This is a genomic window from Shouchella oshimensis (assembly GCF_004375095.1).
Classification (GTDB): Bacteria; Bacillota; Bacilli; order Bacillales; family Bacillaceae_D; genus Shouchella; species Shouchella oshimensis.
Genome location: NZ_SNUX01000001.1, coordinates 498,018 through 513,101 on the forward strand (window position 1 = coordinate 498,018; position 15,084 = coordinate 513,101).

A 15,084-nucleotide genomic window follows, 5' to 3' on the forward strand; every position below is an offset into this window, starting at 1 on the left:
TAAAAAGTTCAATTTATTCGCTTTTTTCTGTATACAAGTGACAAGCAACAAAATGTTCTGGTTTGTATTCAACTAAATCCGGTCTTTCTTGTTTGCAACGATCATGTACGTGTGGACATCTCGTATGAAATGCACAGCCTACAGGCGGATTTGCAGGACTTGGCAATTCACCTGTTAACGTAATTTTTTGCTTCTTTTGCGTAACGTCTGTGGATGGTACAGCTGAAATTAATGCTTCCGTGTACGGATGCAACTTCCCTTCATACAGATCTTTTTTTGTAGCCACTTCAACAATACGACCTAGATACATAACGGCCACTCTCGTACTAATATGCTTTACGACACTTAAGTCATGAGCGATAAATATATATGTAAGCTTAAATTCATCTTGTAAGTCTTTCATTAAATTTAATACTTGCGATTGTATAGATACATCTAAGGCAGAAACAGGTTCATCTCCGATAATGAGGCTAGGTTTTGTACTTAATGCTCTTGCAATTCCAATACGCTGCCGCTGACCCCCAGAAAATTCATGTGGGTATTTATCGTATGACTGTTTTGGAAGACCAACCGTTTCGAGTAATTCTTCTGCTCTTTTTTGTCGCTCCGCTTTTGTTGCAACTGTTTTATGTACTAAAAGCGGTTCCTCAATTAATTCACCTATGCTCATTCTAGGATTTAGTGAAGCATACGGATCTTGAAACACCATTTGCATATCTCGGCGAAACGGTCTTAATTTTCGATTTGAGATACCTGAAATTTTCTCTCCCTTGTAAAAAACATCACCGTTGGTTTGATTTTGAAGTTGTAAAAGGATTCTACCTAATGTTGATTTACCTGAACCTGACTCACCAACAATACCAAGGGATTCACCTTCGTAAATTTTTAGAGAAATTCCATCTACTGCCTTTATATGTCCAACGGTTCGTTTTATGACACCTTGTTTGATCGGAAAGTACATTTGTATGTCTTTCGCTTCTATTAGGACATCCTTCATGAATGAACCTCTCTCTCCTGAAGACGTTGTTCGTTAGGCGTTAATGAACCTTCTTGATACATAAGACAGCGAACTTTACGTGCCCCTTCGGTCTTAACTAATTCCGGCAAAACGTCGTTGCAGACATCGGTTGCATAATCGCACCTTGATGCGAATCGACATCCAGAAGGAAATTGATGAGCTGGTGGAACCATCCCTCTTATCGCCTCTAAACGTTCCTTATCGTCCTCTAAATTTGGCATACTTTTTAACAGACCTTGAGTATAAGGGTGACTTGGGCTTGTAAACAATTCATAAGCAGGAGCCTCTTCCACAATTTGTCCTCCGTACATTACAAGTACCCGATCCGCTGTTTCCGCTACGACTCCTAGATCATGGGTAATTAATAGAATAGAAGATTGAAACTCATTTTTCACTTTAATCATGAGATCTAAAATCTGCTGTTGAATGGTTACATCTAAAGCAGTTGTAGGCTCGTCTGCAATTAATAGCTTTGGGTTACAAGACATAGCCATAGCGATCATGACACGCTGTCTCATTCCCCCAGAAAGTTGATGTGGGAATTCTGTTAAGCTTTCTTCAGCTCTGCTAAAACCAACAAGCTTTAATAATTCAATTGCACGTTTTTTCGCCTGATTCTTCGACACATTCGTATGCTTTCGGATTGTTTCAATAATCTGATTTCCGACTGAGAACACAGGGTTTAATGAGGTCATTGGCTCTTGAAAAATCATCGCAATGTCTTTCCCACGAAACTTGTCTAGTTTTTTAGCAGACAACGTATTTAAGTCAGTACCATTTAACGTAATGGCGCCTGTCACTTTTCCCGGTGAGTCTACTAAACCCATAATGGACATGGACGTCATACTTTTTCCACTACCGGACTCTCCTACTAAAGCGACAACTTCATTCTGGTCAATGTGGAAGCTAACGTCATCTACAGCTTTAACGAGACGATGCTTGTTCACTTGAAAATAGGTCTTAACATTCTTCAGCTCTAGTAACGGCTTTCCCATCTGTACCTCCGTTAATTTAATTTGCTAATTTTTTGATAATTATAGCACATATTAACCGTTTGCCAATCTTTTTTTGAAAGGATTTCTTACATTATTTTTTTGACACGTAAAAAACCCCTTATTATGATCGAAATCACATAAGGGGTAATGAATGTATTACATTGTGTGTATTGGTGTTCCAAGGGCTACTTCCGCTGTTTCCATAGTAATCTCCCCAAGAGAAGGGTGAGCATGAATGGTAAGAGCAATATCTTCAGCAGTCATACCAGCTTCAATCGCAAGACCTACTTCAGCAATCATATCTGAAGCATTTGGACCTGCAATTTGAGCACCGATAACTAAGCCATCTTCTTTACGTGTTACAAGCTTCATGAAGCCTTCTGTGTCATTAAGAGACAACGCACGGCCGTTTGCTGCAAATGGGAATTTCGCCGCTTTTGCATCATAACCAGCTTCTTTTGCTTCTGCTTCTGTATAACCAACTGTTGCAAGCTCTGGTTCAGAAAAACATACTGCTGGAATAGCAAGATAGTCAATTTCAGACGCTTCCCCGCTAATCGCTTCAGCTGCAATTTTTGCTTCATAAGATGCTTTATGTGCAAGCGCTGGACCAGGAACGATATCACCAATCGCATAAATGTTTTTCACATTTGTACGACATTGCTTGTCAATCTTAACAAGTCCACGATCAGTCATTTCAACGCCGATTCCTTCGAGACCAAGTTCGTCTGTATTCGGTGTACGACCAACTGTAACAAGAACATAATCAGCTTCAATAACCGTCTCTTCACCTTTTACTTCTGCTGTTACTTTTACGCCTTTATCTGTTTCTTCCACGCCTTTAGCCATTGCTTCTGTGTGGAATGTTACATGATTGGCTTTTAATTTCTTTTCAACTAGTTTCGCCATTTGTTTTTCAAAGCCAGGCAAGATTTGTTTGGATCCTTCAAGTACAGTAATTTCGGTACCTAGGTTAGCATATGCACCTGTAAGCTCAATACCGATATACCCGCCACCAATGACAACCATTTTCTTTGGTACTTCTTTTAATGCAAGAGCACCAGTTGAATTGATTACACGGTCTGTGTACTTAAATGATGGGATTTCAATTGGACGAGAACCTGTTGCAATAATACAGTTTTTAAACTTGTATGTGCTTGAGTTCTTTTCATCCATAATTTTAACGGAATCTTCTCCAGAAAAATAAGCTTCTCCACGGATGATTTCCACTTTATTACCTTTTAAAAGTCCTTCCACGCCTCCTGTTAATTTCTTAACAACAGAACCTTTCCACTCTTGGACTTTATCGAAGTTCACTGTTACCTTCTCAGCAACAATTCCCATGTCTTCAGAAGATTTTGCTTGGTGTGCACGATGTCCTGCTTGAATTAATGCTTTTGAAGGAATACATCCAACGTTTAAACAAGCGCCACCCATGCTGTCTTTTTCTACAATAGTTACTTTCTGTCCAAGCTGCGCTGCGCGAATTGCCGCAACGTAGCCTCCTGGACCAGAACCGATTACGAGCGTATCTACTTCTTGTGCGAAATCTCCTACAACCATGTCTTACCCCTCCATCAATAGTAATTGTGGGTCATTAAGCAATCGCTTAATCTGATTTAAAGCGCTTTGTGCCGTTACACCATCAATTAAACGGTGATCGTAGCTAATTGATAGTGATAACATTGTACCCACAACAATTTCGCCATCTTTTACAACTGGCTTCTCTTCAATTCGACCAATCCCAAGAATCATTACTTCTGGGTGGTTAATTACTGGTGTGAACCATTGTCCACTTGCAGAACCAAGGTTTGAAATCGTTGCAGATCCACCTTGCATTTCCGCACTTGAAAGCTTTCCATCACGGGCTTTTACTGCTAGCTCATTAATTTCATCTGCCAATTGGAAGATTGATTTACGGTCTGCGTCTTTAACAACTGGAACAACTAAACCTTGCTCAGTGTCTGCCGCGATTCCGATGTTAAAGTACTTTTTGTAAACAATTTCGCCTGCTTCGTCATCAATAGATGCATTAAGTGCAGGGTACTTACGAATGGCTGATGTTAATGCTTTTACAACGTAAGGAAGATACGTTAATTTCGTACCTTGATCTGCTGCAACTTGCTTGTACTGCTTACGATGAGCAACAAGTGCTGTTACATCAATTTCATCAAGGTGCGTTACGTGAGGTGCTGTCTGTTTTGACTTCACCATTGCTTTTGCAATTGCTTTACGGATCCCTTTAAGCGGTACACGTTCTTCAAGTTGTTCGCTAGAAGCAGCAGGTGCAGATGTTGATGGTTTCGCTGATTTTTCTTCACGTTGATCTGCTGATGAAGTTGTTTCATCGCTTTGATCACCAGATAAGAATGCATCAATGTCTTCTTTTACAACACGTCCATTTTTCCCTGAACCTTTAACGCTTGAAATGGAAACACTTTTTTCACGTGCATACTTACGTACCGATGGCATTGCAATAACACGGGCACCATCGCTTGATTCTGAATCAGCTGATTCAGAAGCTTTTTCTTCTGTTTTCTCAGTCGATGCTGCTTCCGATTTTTCTTCTTTAGCAGACTCATCGCTTCCGCTTTCTTCCTCGCCATCATCTTCAGAACCGTCATCAATGACTAAAATAACGTCTCCAACATAGCTGGTTGTACCTTCGTCTACTTTTACCTCAAGTACTTTACCATCAACTGGCGATGGCAGTTCCACTACAGATTTGTCGTTTTGCACTTCAAGAAGAATATCATCCTCTTTAACTTCGTCGCCTTCTTTAACAAACCATTTTACAATTTCGCCTTCATGGATTCCTTCGCCCACTTCTGGCAGTTTATATTTATAAGCCACGGCTAAGCGCCTCCTTCATTATAACTCGAATTTAATCTCTATAAAAGAAAGAACGACCTAGTTTTCGACTAGCTTCGTTTCTTTCTTAAAATTTTCTTAGAAGTTTATTACTTCTTTTGCTTTTTCTACAATAATAGCTGGGTTCGGTAACCAAGCATCTTCAACTGCAGCGAATGGATAAACCGTATCAGGTGATGTTACACGAAGAACAGGTGCTTCTAAAGAAAGAATCGCACGCTCAGTAATTTCAGCAACGATTTGTGACGCGATTCCAGCTTGTTTTTGCGCTTCTTGTATAACAATTGCGCGGTTTGTTTTTTCAACAGAAGCAATAACCGTCTCAACATCGAATGGGGCAACTGTCATTAAGTCAATGACTTCTGCTTCAATGCCTTCTTCAGCAAGCTCTTCAGCAGCTTTCATTGAAGCTTGTACCATTGCGCCGTAAGCGATCATTGTAATATCTTTTCCTTCACGCTTAATGTCTGCTTTTCCAAGCTCAATCGTGTATTCTTCTTCAGGTACGTCTTGACGGAATGAACGATACAATTTCATATGCTCAAGGAATACAACAGGATCGTTATCACGAATCGCTGAAATTAATAACCCTTTTGCATCGTATGGATTAGAAGGAATAACTACTTTTAAACCTGGTGTTTGCGCCATTAATCCTTCTAAAGAATCAGCGTGCATCTCAGGTGTTTTTACGCCTCCACCAAATGGTGAACGTACAGTAACAGGCATGGTTTGCTTGTTACCTGAACGATAGCGCCAACGAGACATTTGACCAGCAATAGAATCAAATACTTCAAACACGAATCCAAAGAATTGAATTTCCATAACCGGACGGTGTCCAGTAAGTGCAAGACCAATTGCTAATCCACCAATACCAGACTCTGCTAATGGTGTATCAAACACACGATCTTCACCGAATTCTTTTTGTAAACCTTCTGTTACACGGAAAACGCCGCCGTTTTGACCGACATCTTCACCAAAAACGAGTACATCTTCATTTTTGTTAAGCTCATTACGCATGGCATCCGTAATCGCTTGTGCCATTGTCCAATTACCCATGGGTTACTTCGACTCCTTTGCCGTATACTCTTCCAATTGTTCACGAATGTTTACTGGAGGGTTTTCAAACATAAAGCCTAGCAAGTCTGTAACGTTTTGCTTAGGTGTTTTATCTGCATCTTTAATTGCTTGTTTGATGTCCTCTTTCGCTTGTTCAACGACTTCGTTTTCTTTCTCTTCACTCCAAAGCTTTTTGCCTTCAAGGAATTTACGGAAACGAATAAGTGGATCTTTTTTCGCCCATTCATCATCTTCTTCTGATGTACGGTAGCGAGTTGGATCATCACCAGCCATTGTATGAGCACCATAACGGTACGTAAGTGTTTCAATAAGTGTCGGACCTTCGCCAGCTAGCGCACGTTTACGAGCATCAAGAGTGGCTTTATAAACAGCCAATACGTCCATTCCGTCAACTTGAATGCCTTCAATTCCAGCTGCTACAGCTTTTTGAGCGATTGTTCTCGCTGCTGATTGCTTTTCAACTGGTACAGAAATAGCAAAACGGTTGTTTTGAACGATGAATACTGCAGGCGCATTGTACGCACCAGCAAAGTTAATTCCTTCATAGAAATCACCTTGAGATGCTCCACCGTCACCTGTATACGTAATCGCAATGTTTTCTTTCTTTTTACGCTTTAGTCCAAGAGCTACACCGGCTGTTTGGATGATTTGTGCACCAATGATGATTTGAGGAACAACAATATTTAATCCGTCAGGGAATTGGCTTCCTCCAAAATGTCCACGAGACCATAGAAACGCTTGATGTAAAGGTAAACCGTGGAATACAATTTGTGGAATATCGCGATAACCAGGTAAAATCCAATCTTCTTGCTCTAAAGCAAAGTGTGAACCAAGTTGAGATGCCTCTTGTCCAGCCGTCGGCGCATAGAATCCTAAGCGTCCTTGTCTGTTAAGGGAAATCGCACGCTGATCCCAAATACGCGTATAAACCATACGGCGCATAATTTCTTGTAGTTGTTCGTCGCTTAAATCAGGCATTTCTGATTCATTTACGACTTCTCCTTCTTCGTTAAGAATCTGGAAGGTCTCAAATTGTTCTTCAACTTGATCAATTGTCTTTGTACTCAATTTGTTCACCAATCCTTTCAATAGTTAAAAGCGGTATGTGAAGTCTTGCTTGTATACGTTTTTCATTTGAAAAATGCACTGTTAGCATGCCCAATCCTAATGAATACATAACCGCAATAAGTCGTTGTTAAACCAGACAACTGTTTTAGCACTAATCACGCGGTCATCTGTTACAATGAATTGTAATTACTAGTAGTACAACTTCTTACTGATTGTTAGTCTACATGAAGAGCATAATGATCGTCAATCCTTTTGCTTACATATTCCTTACGTTATTCACTAACAATCTTTGGAAACGTTTCATATTTAATGTGTTATAGTATACATTTAATCTGGACTAATACAGTTTTAACACTACCTATTTCGGTGGTTGGAGTAGGTCACTACATGTAAACGCCATCATTTTGAAATCACTAGAAAGGCCTTTGTTCTATATAAAAACACCCTCCTCCATTTCCACTTTTTAAAGTGTGTTTTGAGAGAGGGTGTACAAGTAAGCCTACACTTATTCAAACCGTACTTCTAAATCAGACGCTTCATAAAAAGCTCGCTTTGCATCATTATAAGCCGTTGTATGTTCATTGAATTGTTCTGTGGCTTCACGACGCTCTTCATACTTTTGGTTTGTTTCTTCAATATGAGCTGTCAGAGTTTCAGCGTCTAACTCTTCGTCTTTTAACATTTCATAAAGCTGTTCATCCAAGTTCAACGATTCTTCATAAATAGTATGTAGGTCTTGATAACTGGCATAACGATTGTCCATCGCTTCTTGAACATCGTTTGCTAAGTTAAGTAAATTTTCATCTTCAAGCTCTGAAAAATCAGCTACAGCATTCTCAAACACATTGTATCCTTCTTCAATGCTTTCTTGTTCATTTGCAAGTAACTCTCGTCTCTCACCTACAGAAGCAATAGCTTCATCTGCTAAGCGAACGATTTCATCATAAGCATCCATGTCCAAATCAACAATTTGTGAATACAGCTCAGCTTCATGTTCTTCCGCATCCATCATCGGCTGTTGTTGCTCATCAAATCCTTCGTTTTCTATTTCAGCGGCCTCTTCTAATGAACTATGAATCGACTCGGTTGCTGTTTGTCCACAGGCTACTAAAAACAAGCTTGAAAATGCCACGGTCGCTATAAACCTTTTCGACAAAAACTTCTCCTCCTTCGAGCTTTCTCAACTCTTTTTTCTCTTCTCTCACAATATCTAACAATAGATCATTTGGCAAGCTTTTACTATTATAAAAAAAGATATAGGCATTTATCCAAACACTTTTTTCTTTCTTGCATAGGATGTGGATATAAATCGCCTAGTGGCGGTTATTAAAGGAGGAACTTTAAATGAGTTATGGAGAAAAGTACGGATATAACTATGGTTACGATCAATGCTGTGAGCCTTATGGGTATGGTTACGGTTATGGGCACCATTGTGGAGGTGGCGGTGGAAAAGGATTTGCGTTAATCGTTGTTCTTTTCATCCTTCTAATTATTGTTGGCGCATCTTGGTTCTCTGGTGGTATAGAGGAAGGTCCAGACTGTGGCGGTTATCAAGGTCCTGGCCCTGGTCCAAAAAAATAATCAAAAAAAGCGACGCGAGTTGTTCGTGTCGCTTTTTTCTGCTTGCACATCGGATTATTTATCCTTAAACTATTGAAAGATAAGTAAAGGAGTGAGATCCATATGATCACAATGAAAGATGTGGTTCGTGAGGGACATCCTGTGTTAAGGAAAGTGGCAGAGCCTGTAGAAACCCCATTAAGTCAAGAAGATAGAGAAACATTGCTTTCCATGCTTGAGTTTTTAAAAAATAGTCAAGACCCTGAAACCGCAGAAACATACGATTTACGCCCTGGTGTTGGTCTTGCGGCTCCACAAATCGGTGTTTCAAAACGATTATTTGCTGTACATGCAACAGATGAAAACGACAAGCTCTATAGCCTTGGCATCGCCAATCCTAAAGTCATTAGCCATTCTGTAGAACAAAATCAGTTGGATAGCGGTGAAGGGTGCCTCTCTGTTGACCGTGAAGTAGAAGGGGTTGTGCCAAGACATGCTCGATTAACCGTAAAAGGCATCGATCATAATAACGAAGAGGTTACATTACGCTTACGTGGTTATATTGCTATCGTCTTTCAACATGAGCTTGATCACTTAGATGGGATCATGTTCTATGATCGAATTGAAGGGCTTGAAGATAAATACAAGCAGCCGCTTCCTGGCTTCGCTCTTTAATTTCCAATAACCCCCTCGTGTTTATTTTGTTTGGCAACACACACTAGGAACAAAATAACGAGAGAGGGGGTTTTTCTTTTGTTAAAAAAGTGGCGTGAAAAACTCTTAAAACGGTGCAAAGATCTTTTGCCAAAGTCTTTATTTCTTGATGTGTAATCCAACTTAATTGTGGAAAGACTTGAAGCCATCCGGTATTATTTATACGGGTTGGCTTTTTGGCATTTCTAAAAAGCGTTATTTCCGATATAATAGATAAACAATGGTATTAAAAGGAGAGGTTTAATCATGATCTTTAAAGTGTTTTTTCAAGAAAATTATACACAGGCGCCGGTAAGAGAGCGCACAAATTCTCTATATATTGAGGCTGAAAGTGTAAGTGATGTTCGGGCTAAATTAATCGAACACCCTTACAATATCGAATACATTACACCGCTCACAGGCTCGTTTTTAGAATATGAACAGCAACGTGACGGTTATAAGGTTGTGAATGGATAAATGAAACAAGTAAAGAACAATCAAACCGCTGTATTTGCTCTCGGGGGTATGGGTGAGATTGGGAAAAATACATACGGTGTTCAGTTCCAAGATGAAATCATTCTTATTGACGCAGGCATTATGTTTCCAGAAGATGATTTACTTGGCATCGACTATGTCATCCCAGACTATACGTACCTCGTGAAAAACAAAGATAAAATTAAAGGCTTATTTATTACCCATGGTCACGAAGATCATATTGGTGGCATCCCTTATTTATTAAGAGAGCTAAATATTGACGTATATGGTGGAAAGCTTGCACTTGGACTGTTAAAAGGAAAGTTAGAAGAGCATGGTTTACTTCGAAATGCGAAGCTGCATCCAATAGCGGAAGACCAAGTTGTGAAGTTTACGAAAACCGCCGTCTCTTTTTTCCGGACAACCCATAGTATTCCTGAGTCTTATGGAATTGTAGTAAAAACCCCTCCAGGAAATGTTGTTCATACTGGAGACTTTAAGTTTGACTTTACACCTGTAGGAGAACCAGCTAATTTAACTAAGATGGCTAAAATCGGCGAAGAAGGCGTCCTTTGCCTATTGTCCGATAGTACTAATAGTGAAATTCCAGACTTCACCATGTCTGAACGAAAAGTTGGTGATAGCATCAACAATATTTTCCGCAAAGTCGATGGTCGAGTCATTTTTGCTACTTTCGCTTCCAATATCCATCGATTGCAGCAAGTCATCGAGGCGGCAGTTGCGAATAACCGTAAAGTTTGTGTGTTCGGTCGTTCCATGGATTCAGCTATAGCAATTGGACAAGAGCTAGGACATATTGTCGCACCAAAAGGAACATTTATTGAGCACTCTCAATTAAATAAGCTTCCTGATAACCAAGTAACGATTCTATGTACCGGTAGTCAAGGAGAGCCAATGGCTGCTTTGTCTCGTATAGCATTTGGTACTCATCGTCAAATTCAGATTATCCCTGGTGATACGGTTGTCTTTTCAAGCTCTCCAATTCCTGGAAATACATTATCTGTCGGTAAAATTATTAATCAACTTTATCGAGCTGGTGCAAATGTTATTCATGGACCACTTAACGATATTCATACGTCTGGCCACGGTGGACAAGAAGAGCAAAAGTTAATGCTTCGCTTAATGAAGCCGCAATATTTCTTACCGATACATGGCGAATACCGGATGTTAAAAACCCATAATAAGCTGGCGCAAGCTTGTGGAGTACCAGCCGATAATTGCTTTATTATGGACAATGGCGACGTCTTAGCTCTTCATCCAAATGAAGCTGGTGTTGTTGGAAAAATTCCTTCTGGTTCTGTTTATGTGGATGGAAACGGCATTGGTGATATTGGGAACATTGTTTTACGTGACCGCCGAATTTTATCTGAAGAGGGTCTCGTCATTGTAGTCGTTAGTTTGGATATGAAGGAATATAAAGTGACTGCAGGGCCTGACTTAATATCTAGAGGCTTCGTTTATATGCGGGAGTCTGGGGACTTAATTCATGAAGCTCAAAAATTACTTACTGCTCACTTGCATCAAGTAATGGAACGGAAAACAAACCAATGGTCTGAAATTAAAAATGAGATTTCGGACTTACTAGGACCTTTCTTATACGAAAGAACAAAAAGGAAGCCAATGATCCTTCCGATTATTATGGAAGTGTAATAACAAGCTTGTCCCATTAAAGTTTAAAAAACAACTTTAATAGGATGAGCTTTTTTTGTAGTCAGTACAGTACCCTTTTGAGAAATTCCGTCAAATATGATACGCTCTACTTTGCAACGAAAAAGGAAAGGGATGAACGTATGTTTGAAAACCTGAATGATTGGCTTTATCATCCAATCACGCAAACACTATGGCAAGTTCTATTTGCCATTATTATTTATTTTATTGTTCGATCAGTTGGTAAAAACATTATTAAAAAGGTATTTGATAAAAAACAATCGAAACAAGTGTCGAAAGCACGATTGCAAACACTTGAGAAATTGCTTCTAAATGTATTTTCATACGTGCTGTTCTTCATCATCGCTTTTAATATACTTGATACTCTAGGCTTTAACTTAGGACCCGTTCTTGCTGCAGCTGGTGTTGTAGGTCTAGCAATTGGTTTCGGTGCTCAAGGGTTAGTAAGTGACGTGGTAACTGGTTTCTTCTTGCTGTTAGAAAGACAGCTAGAGGTTGGAGACTATGTTACGGCAGGTGGTGTTGATGGAATTGTAGAAGAGCTTGGGTTTCGCACAACGATGATTCGAGGCTTTGACGGCACACTGCATTATTTGCCAAATCGCAACATTACAAATGTAGACAATCATTCACGCGGGAATATGCGTGCCCTTGTTGATTTAACGATTCCATCAGGCGAACAAACCGATACTTCCATAAAAAAAGTTCAAGCAGCCATTCAGTCTTTTGACCACCCTGCTTTAGTGACAAAGCCTGAAGTGATTGGCGTTGAAACAAATGACCTATCTACTACTGTTATACGAGTCATTGCGAAAACGGAGAGTATGCAACAATGGGCTGTTGAACGCGAATTACGTAAAGTCATTCGTGCTTATTTTGAAACACAAGAAAACGATGCTTAAAAAAGAGTCTACCGACATCTACGGTAGACTCTTTTGTTATTTGTTTTGATTTGCTAATACTTGTTCTACCCGCTCGCTTACTTCTTGAGCAGTTAAACCATCTGCTGAAACGATACTTTCTTGCCCTTGAGGACTCACCCCTGCTACATCTGCATCTCGACCGGAAACAATACAACAGTCGCAATCACTTGTCTCCGTATTCTGTTGCATATGAACAACATCATGTCCTCGTGATTGAAGCTCATTTTCAATATCCGTTAATCCAGTTTGAATTCCGATTCTAGCCATTCTCATGACCTCCTTTTATCAATCGTTACGCAATCTAGTTTGCAACGATCAAAAGGAAATTATTCATCCTTCTTGTTTCTGGTTAAAAAACGAACACATATGTTTAACGGCTATTCCAATTGCTTCTTCATGTGGATTTAGCCTGGCATCATGAAGACCAAAAGAGCTATCAACCCCTAGCCAAAACATGAGCCCTGGATAGGCTTTAAGGAAGTAACCAAAGTCCTCTCCAGTCATTGCTTCTTTCGCATGTACAAACTGAATGCCCGGCTGATCTTCACTAAAATCGATAAAAGCTTGTGTTAGCGCTGTATCATTGTTCACTTCACAATAATTCGATCCATAATCAATGGTCGCTTCGCAAGAAAAGCCAACTTCAATACCCTTAACGAGGGCTTCAATGCGTTGTTTTACTTTCTTCATGGCTACCATTGACAATGTTCGAATGGTTCCTTCCACTCTCGCTCCACTAGCTATCACATTTTGCTTTGTTCCACCATTTATTACGCCAATAGTAACAACAGCCGAATCAAGGGGATCAACATTTCTCGAAACAATCGATTGCAATTGCGTCACAAAATGAGCGGCAGCTACAACCATGTCATTTGCTGTATGCGGGTAAGCAGCATGACCCCCTTTTCCTTTAAAGTCAATAAAGAGCTCTGATGTGTTGGCAAACAGTAGACCTGCCTTCGTAGAAATTGTTCCAACTGGTAAGTTCGGATCAATATGAAGAGCGTACATCTCTTCCGGCTTCCACTTATCTAATACTCCTGATTCGAGCATTGGTTTTGCTCCACCCGGGCCTTCTTCAGCTGGTTGAAAGACGAACAGCAGCGAAGTTGGTGGTTCATTTTCACTAAAATAATCGAGCATCCCTAGAGCGATTGTCATGTGAAGATCATGACCACAGGCATGCATGGCTCCCTCATGAAGTGAGCGGTAAGGAAGGTTCGTTTCTTCTTGAACTGGTAATCCATCCATATCTGCTCGATAAGCAATGGTGTAAGGGGACTTTCCGTCGACTTTTACAATAACGCCTGTGCGCCACTTCGTTACAGTTAACCGCTCTTGGTTTAACGTTCCGACTGTGTCTAAAATCAACGCTTGTGTTTTGTATTCTTCAAATCCAATCTCAGGAATTTGGTGGAATTTACGTCTTAGTTGGATAAGTGCTTCATGATTCATACGTTCAGCTCCTGCTCCACCTCTTGCAACACGCTCGTGAAATGCGAAATAAACAGATCGACTTCTTCATTTGTTACGACCAAGGGTGGTAATAAGCGTATAATTGTTCCTTGTGTAAGGTCAACAAGCACACCTTTTTCAATCATACGTTGTTGAATAAACGCTGCTTGCTTCGGTGTTCCTTTAGTTGGCAGACCTATCATCATCCCACGGCCTCGGAAATGGTCTAAAATATCCGGGAATTGTGCTTGTACGTCAGCTAATCCTTTTTGTAATTGCTCCGAGCGAAGACGACTAGTATGAAGTAACCCTTCTTCAAGCAAATCTAATACCGTTAATCCTAACGCACAGCTTAAAGGAGACGGTGCGAAGGTTGTTCCATGATCACCAGGTGCAAATAAGTGGGTTAAGTGTGGGCTGACAATCATTCCACCTAGTGGCAGGCCGCCACCAATCCCTTTTGCAAATAAAATAACGTCCGGCTGAACATCAGCCTGCATGTAGGCAAATAACGTTCCTGTTCGCCCCATCCCTGTTTGAATTTCATCCATACAAAAAAGAACATGATGGTCTGCGCACAACTGCGATACAGTTTGCATATATTCGTGGGATAATGGGACGACACCACCAGAACCCAATACTGGTTCCATTACGACAGCGGCTGGTTTCTTTTGAACAAGAATGTCTTCTAACCCTTTTGCATCTTCAGGCTCCACTTCATACACAGGTAGGTCATGTAACGGAAAATCTTGATAAACACCTTCTTGCCTCGTTAACTTCATCGCCCCGAGAGTCCGTCCATGAAAGCTCCGTTTTAAAACAACAACGCCTTTTCTAGAGAAATTATGCTGTTTGCTCCATTTATGGATGAGCTTAATCACAGCCTCTGTCGCCTCTGCGCCAGAATTTGCAAAAAAGACTTTCCCTCCAATTGTCCTTTCTGCCAATTTCTCGGCCAGCTCTACAGCAGGCTTATTCACGTATAGGTTGGAAATATGTAGAAACTTGCTTCCTTGTGCTTGAAGTGTTTTCAAAATAGCAGGATGTGAATGACCCACTACATTAACCGCTAGACCTGTTATGAAATCTAAGTAGTGACGACCTTCTTCATCAATTAAAAAACTTCCTTTTCCCTCGTTAATGACAAGAGGGAGTCGGCGATACGTTCTCATTAATGCTTGTTCATCTCTTTTTAGCCAATCCATGACAAAGACTCCTTTTTATGAAAACAGCTTTGCCTCAAAGGCAAAGCTGGATTATC

At 40.3% G+C, this 15,084-nt stretch carries 14 protein-coding genes and 1 pseudogene; 5 read left to right on the plus strand and 10 right to left on the minus strand.

What is annotated here, in order from left to right; genetic code table 11:
- Positions 1-13: 13 nt before the first annotated feature.
- The 7 genes from E2L03_RS02550 to E2L03_RS02580 form a co-directional block, all read right to left on the minus strand.
- Positions 14-997 (minus strand): ABC transporter ATP-binding protein, encoded by a 984-nt coding sequence (locus E2L03_RS02550; RefSeq protein WP_134258530.1) that lies wholly within the window; start codon positions 995-997, stop codon positions 14-16.
- On the minus strand, positions 994-2,013 hold the full coding sequence (locus E2L03_RS02555) for an ABC transporter ATP-binding protein (protein WP_038481103.1): 1,020 nt from the start codon (positions 2,011-2,013) through the stop codon (positions 994-996). The genes E2L03_RS02550 and E2L03_RS02555 overlap by 4 nt, the downstream gene beginning before the upstream one ends.
- 156 nt (positions 2,014-2,169) lie before the next feature.
- Positions 2,170-3,576 carry a dihydrolipoyl dehydrogenase gene (gene lpdA, locus E2L03_RS02560; RefSeq protein ID WP_038481106.1) on the minus strand — a complete coding sequence of 469 codons (1,407 nt, stop codon included), beginning with the start codon at positions 3,574-3,576 and terminating at the stop codon, positions 2,170-2,172.
- Positions 3,577-3,579: 3 nt separating this feature from the next.
- A complete protein-coding gene (locus tag E2L03_RS02565) occupies positions 3,580-4,866 on the minus strand; it encodes a dihydrolipoamide acetyltransferase family protein (protein ID WP_134258531.1) in 1,287 nt (428 codons plus the stop codon).
- A gap of 96 nt (positions 4,867-4,962) precedes the next feature.
- Positions 4,963-5,940 (minus strand): alpha-ketoacid dehydrogenase subunit beta, encoded by a 978-nt coding sequence (locus E2L03_RS02570; protein ID WP_055735799.1) that lies wholly within the window; start codon positions 5,938-5,940, stop codon positions 4,963-4,965.
- A 3-nt stretch (positions 5,941-5,943) separates the two neighbouring features.
- Complete coding sequence (gene pdhA, locus E2L03_RS02575) at positions 5,944-7,029, minus strand: pyruvate dehydrogenase (acetyl-transferring) E1 component subunit alpha (protein ID WP_055735798.1); 1,086 nt, start codon at positions 7,027-7,029, stop codon at positions 5,944-5,946.
- Positions 7,030-7,534: 505 nt separating this feature from the next.
- Complete coding sequence (locus E2L03_RS02580) at positions 7,535-8,185, minus strand: YkyA family protein (RefSeq protein ID WP_051667557.1); 651 nt, start codon at positions 8,183-8,185, stop codon at positions 7,535-7,537.
- 290 nt (positions 8,186-8,475) lie between these two features.
- Between E2L03_RS02580 and E2L03_RS20950 the strand changes: the two are divergent.
- The 5 genes and pseudogenes from E2L03_RS20950 to E2L03_RS02605 all read left to right on the plus strand — a co-directional run.
- A pseudogene (locus tag E2L03_RS20950) lies at positions 8,476-8,547 on the plus strand (YjcZ family sporulation protein); the annotation flags it as partial.
- 165 nt (positions 8,548-8,712) lie between these two features.
- Positions 8,713-9,264, plus strand: a complete 552-nt coding sequence (gene def, locus E2L03_RS02590) for a peptide deformylase (RefSeq protein ID WP_124742261.1) — start codon at positions 8,713-8,715, stop codon at positions 9,262-9,264.
- A gap of 285 nt (positions 9,265-9,549) precedes the next feature.
- Positions 9,550-9,759: a DNA-directed RNA polymerase subunit epsilon gene (locus E2L03_RS02595; RefSeq protein WP_038481124.1), complete on the plus strand. Its 210-nt coding sequence runs from the start codon at positions 9,550-9,552 to the stop codon at positions 9,757-9,759.
- On the plus strand, positions 9,760-11,427 hold the full coding sequence (gene rnjA / locus E2L03_RS02600) for a ribonuclease J1 (RefSeq protein ID WP_038481126.1): 1,668 nt from the start codon (positions 9,760-9,762) through the stop codon (positions 11,425-11,427). It begins immediately after the preceding gene.
- A 140-nt stretch (positions 11,428-11,567) separates the two neighbouring features.
- The gene (locus E2L03_RS02605) at positions 11,568-12,347 is read left to right on the plus strand and encodes a mechanosensitive ion channel family protein (protein WP_055735796.1); all 780 of its coding nucleotides are present in this window, start codon (positions 11,568-11,570) and stop codon (positions 12,345-12,347) included.
- Positions 12,348-12,383: 36 nt separating this feature from the next.
- On the opposite strand, the gene E2L03_RS02610 is transcribed toward E2L03_RS02605, so the two are convergent.
- The 3 genes from E2L03_RS02610 to E2L03_RS02620 all read right to left on the minus strand — a co-directional run bounded on the left by E2L03_RS02610 (position 12,384) and on the right by E2L03_RS02620 (position 15,028).
- On the minus strand, positions 12,384-12,635 hold the full coding sequence (locus E2L03_RS02610) for a YkuS family protein (protein WP_095150422.1): 252 nt from the start codon (positions 12,633-12,635) through the stop codon (positions 12,384-12,386).
- A gap of 63 nt (positions 12,636-12,698) precedes the next feature.
- A complete protein-coding gene (locus E2L03_RS02615; RefSeq protein ID WP_124742262.1) occupies positions 12,699-13,823 on the minus strand; it encodes an N-acetyldiaminopimelate deacetylase in 1,125 nt (374 codons plus the stop codon).
- Positions 13,820-15,028 carry an aspartate aminotransferase family protein gene (locus E2L03_RS02620; protein WP_134258532.1) on the minus strand — a complete coding sequence of 403 codons (1,209 nt, stop codon included), beginning with the start codon at positions 15,026-15,028 and terminating at the stop codon, positions 13,820-13,822. Before E2L03_RS02620 ends, E2L03_RS02615 begins: the two co-directional genes overlap by 4 nt.
- Positions 15,029-15,084 lie beyond the last annotated feature (56 nt).

Excerpts from the sequence above, each read along its gene's own strand:
- E2L03_RS02550 (WP_134258530.1), bottom strand. The coding sequence starts at position 997 with ATGAAGGATGTCCTAATAGAAGCGAAAGACATACAAATGTACTTTCCG.
- E2L03_RS02555 (WP_038481103.1), bottom strand. The coding sequence starts at position 2,013 with ATGGGAAAGCCGTTACTAGAGCTGAAGAATGTTAAGACCTATTTTCAA.
- lpdA (WP_038481106.1), bottom strand. The coding sequence starts at position 3,576 with ATGGTTGTAGGAGATTTCGCACAAGAAGTAGATACGCTCGTAATCGGT.
- E2L03_RS02570 (WP_055735799.1), bottom strand. The coding sequence starts at position 5,940 with ATGGGTAATTGGACAATGGCACAAGCGATTACGGATGCCATGCGTAAT.
- def (WP_124742261.1), top strand. The coding sequence starts at position 8,713 with ATGATCACAATGAAAGATGTGGTTCGTGAGGGACATCCTGTGTTAAGG.
- E2L03_RS02595 (WP_038481124.1), top strand. The coding sequence starts at position 9,550 with ATGATCTTTAAAGTGTTTTTTCAAGAAAATTATACACAGGCGCCGGTA.
- rnjA (WP_038481126.1), top strand. The coding sequence starts at position 9,760 with ATGAAACAAGTAAAGAACAATCAAACCGCTGTATTTGCTCTCGGGGGT.
- E2L03_RS02605 (WP_055735796.1), top strand. The coding sequence starts at position 11,568 with ATGTTTGAAAACCTGAATGATTGGCTTTATCATCCAATCACGCAAACA.
- E2L03_RS02610 (WP_095150422.1), bottom strand. The coding sequence starts at position 12,635 with ATGGCTAGAATCGGAATTCAAACTGGATTAACGGATATTGAAAATGAG.
- E2L03_RS02615 (WP_124742262.1), bottom strand. The coding sequence starts at position 13,823 with ATGAATCATGAAGCACTTATCCAACTAAGACGTAAATTCCACCAAATT.
- E2L03_RS02620 (WP_134258532.1), bottom strand. The coding sequence starts at position 15,028 with ATGGATTGGCTAAAAAGAGATGAACAAGCATTAATGAGAACGTATCGC.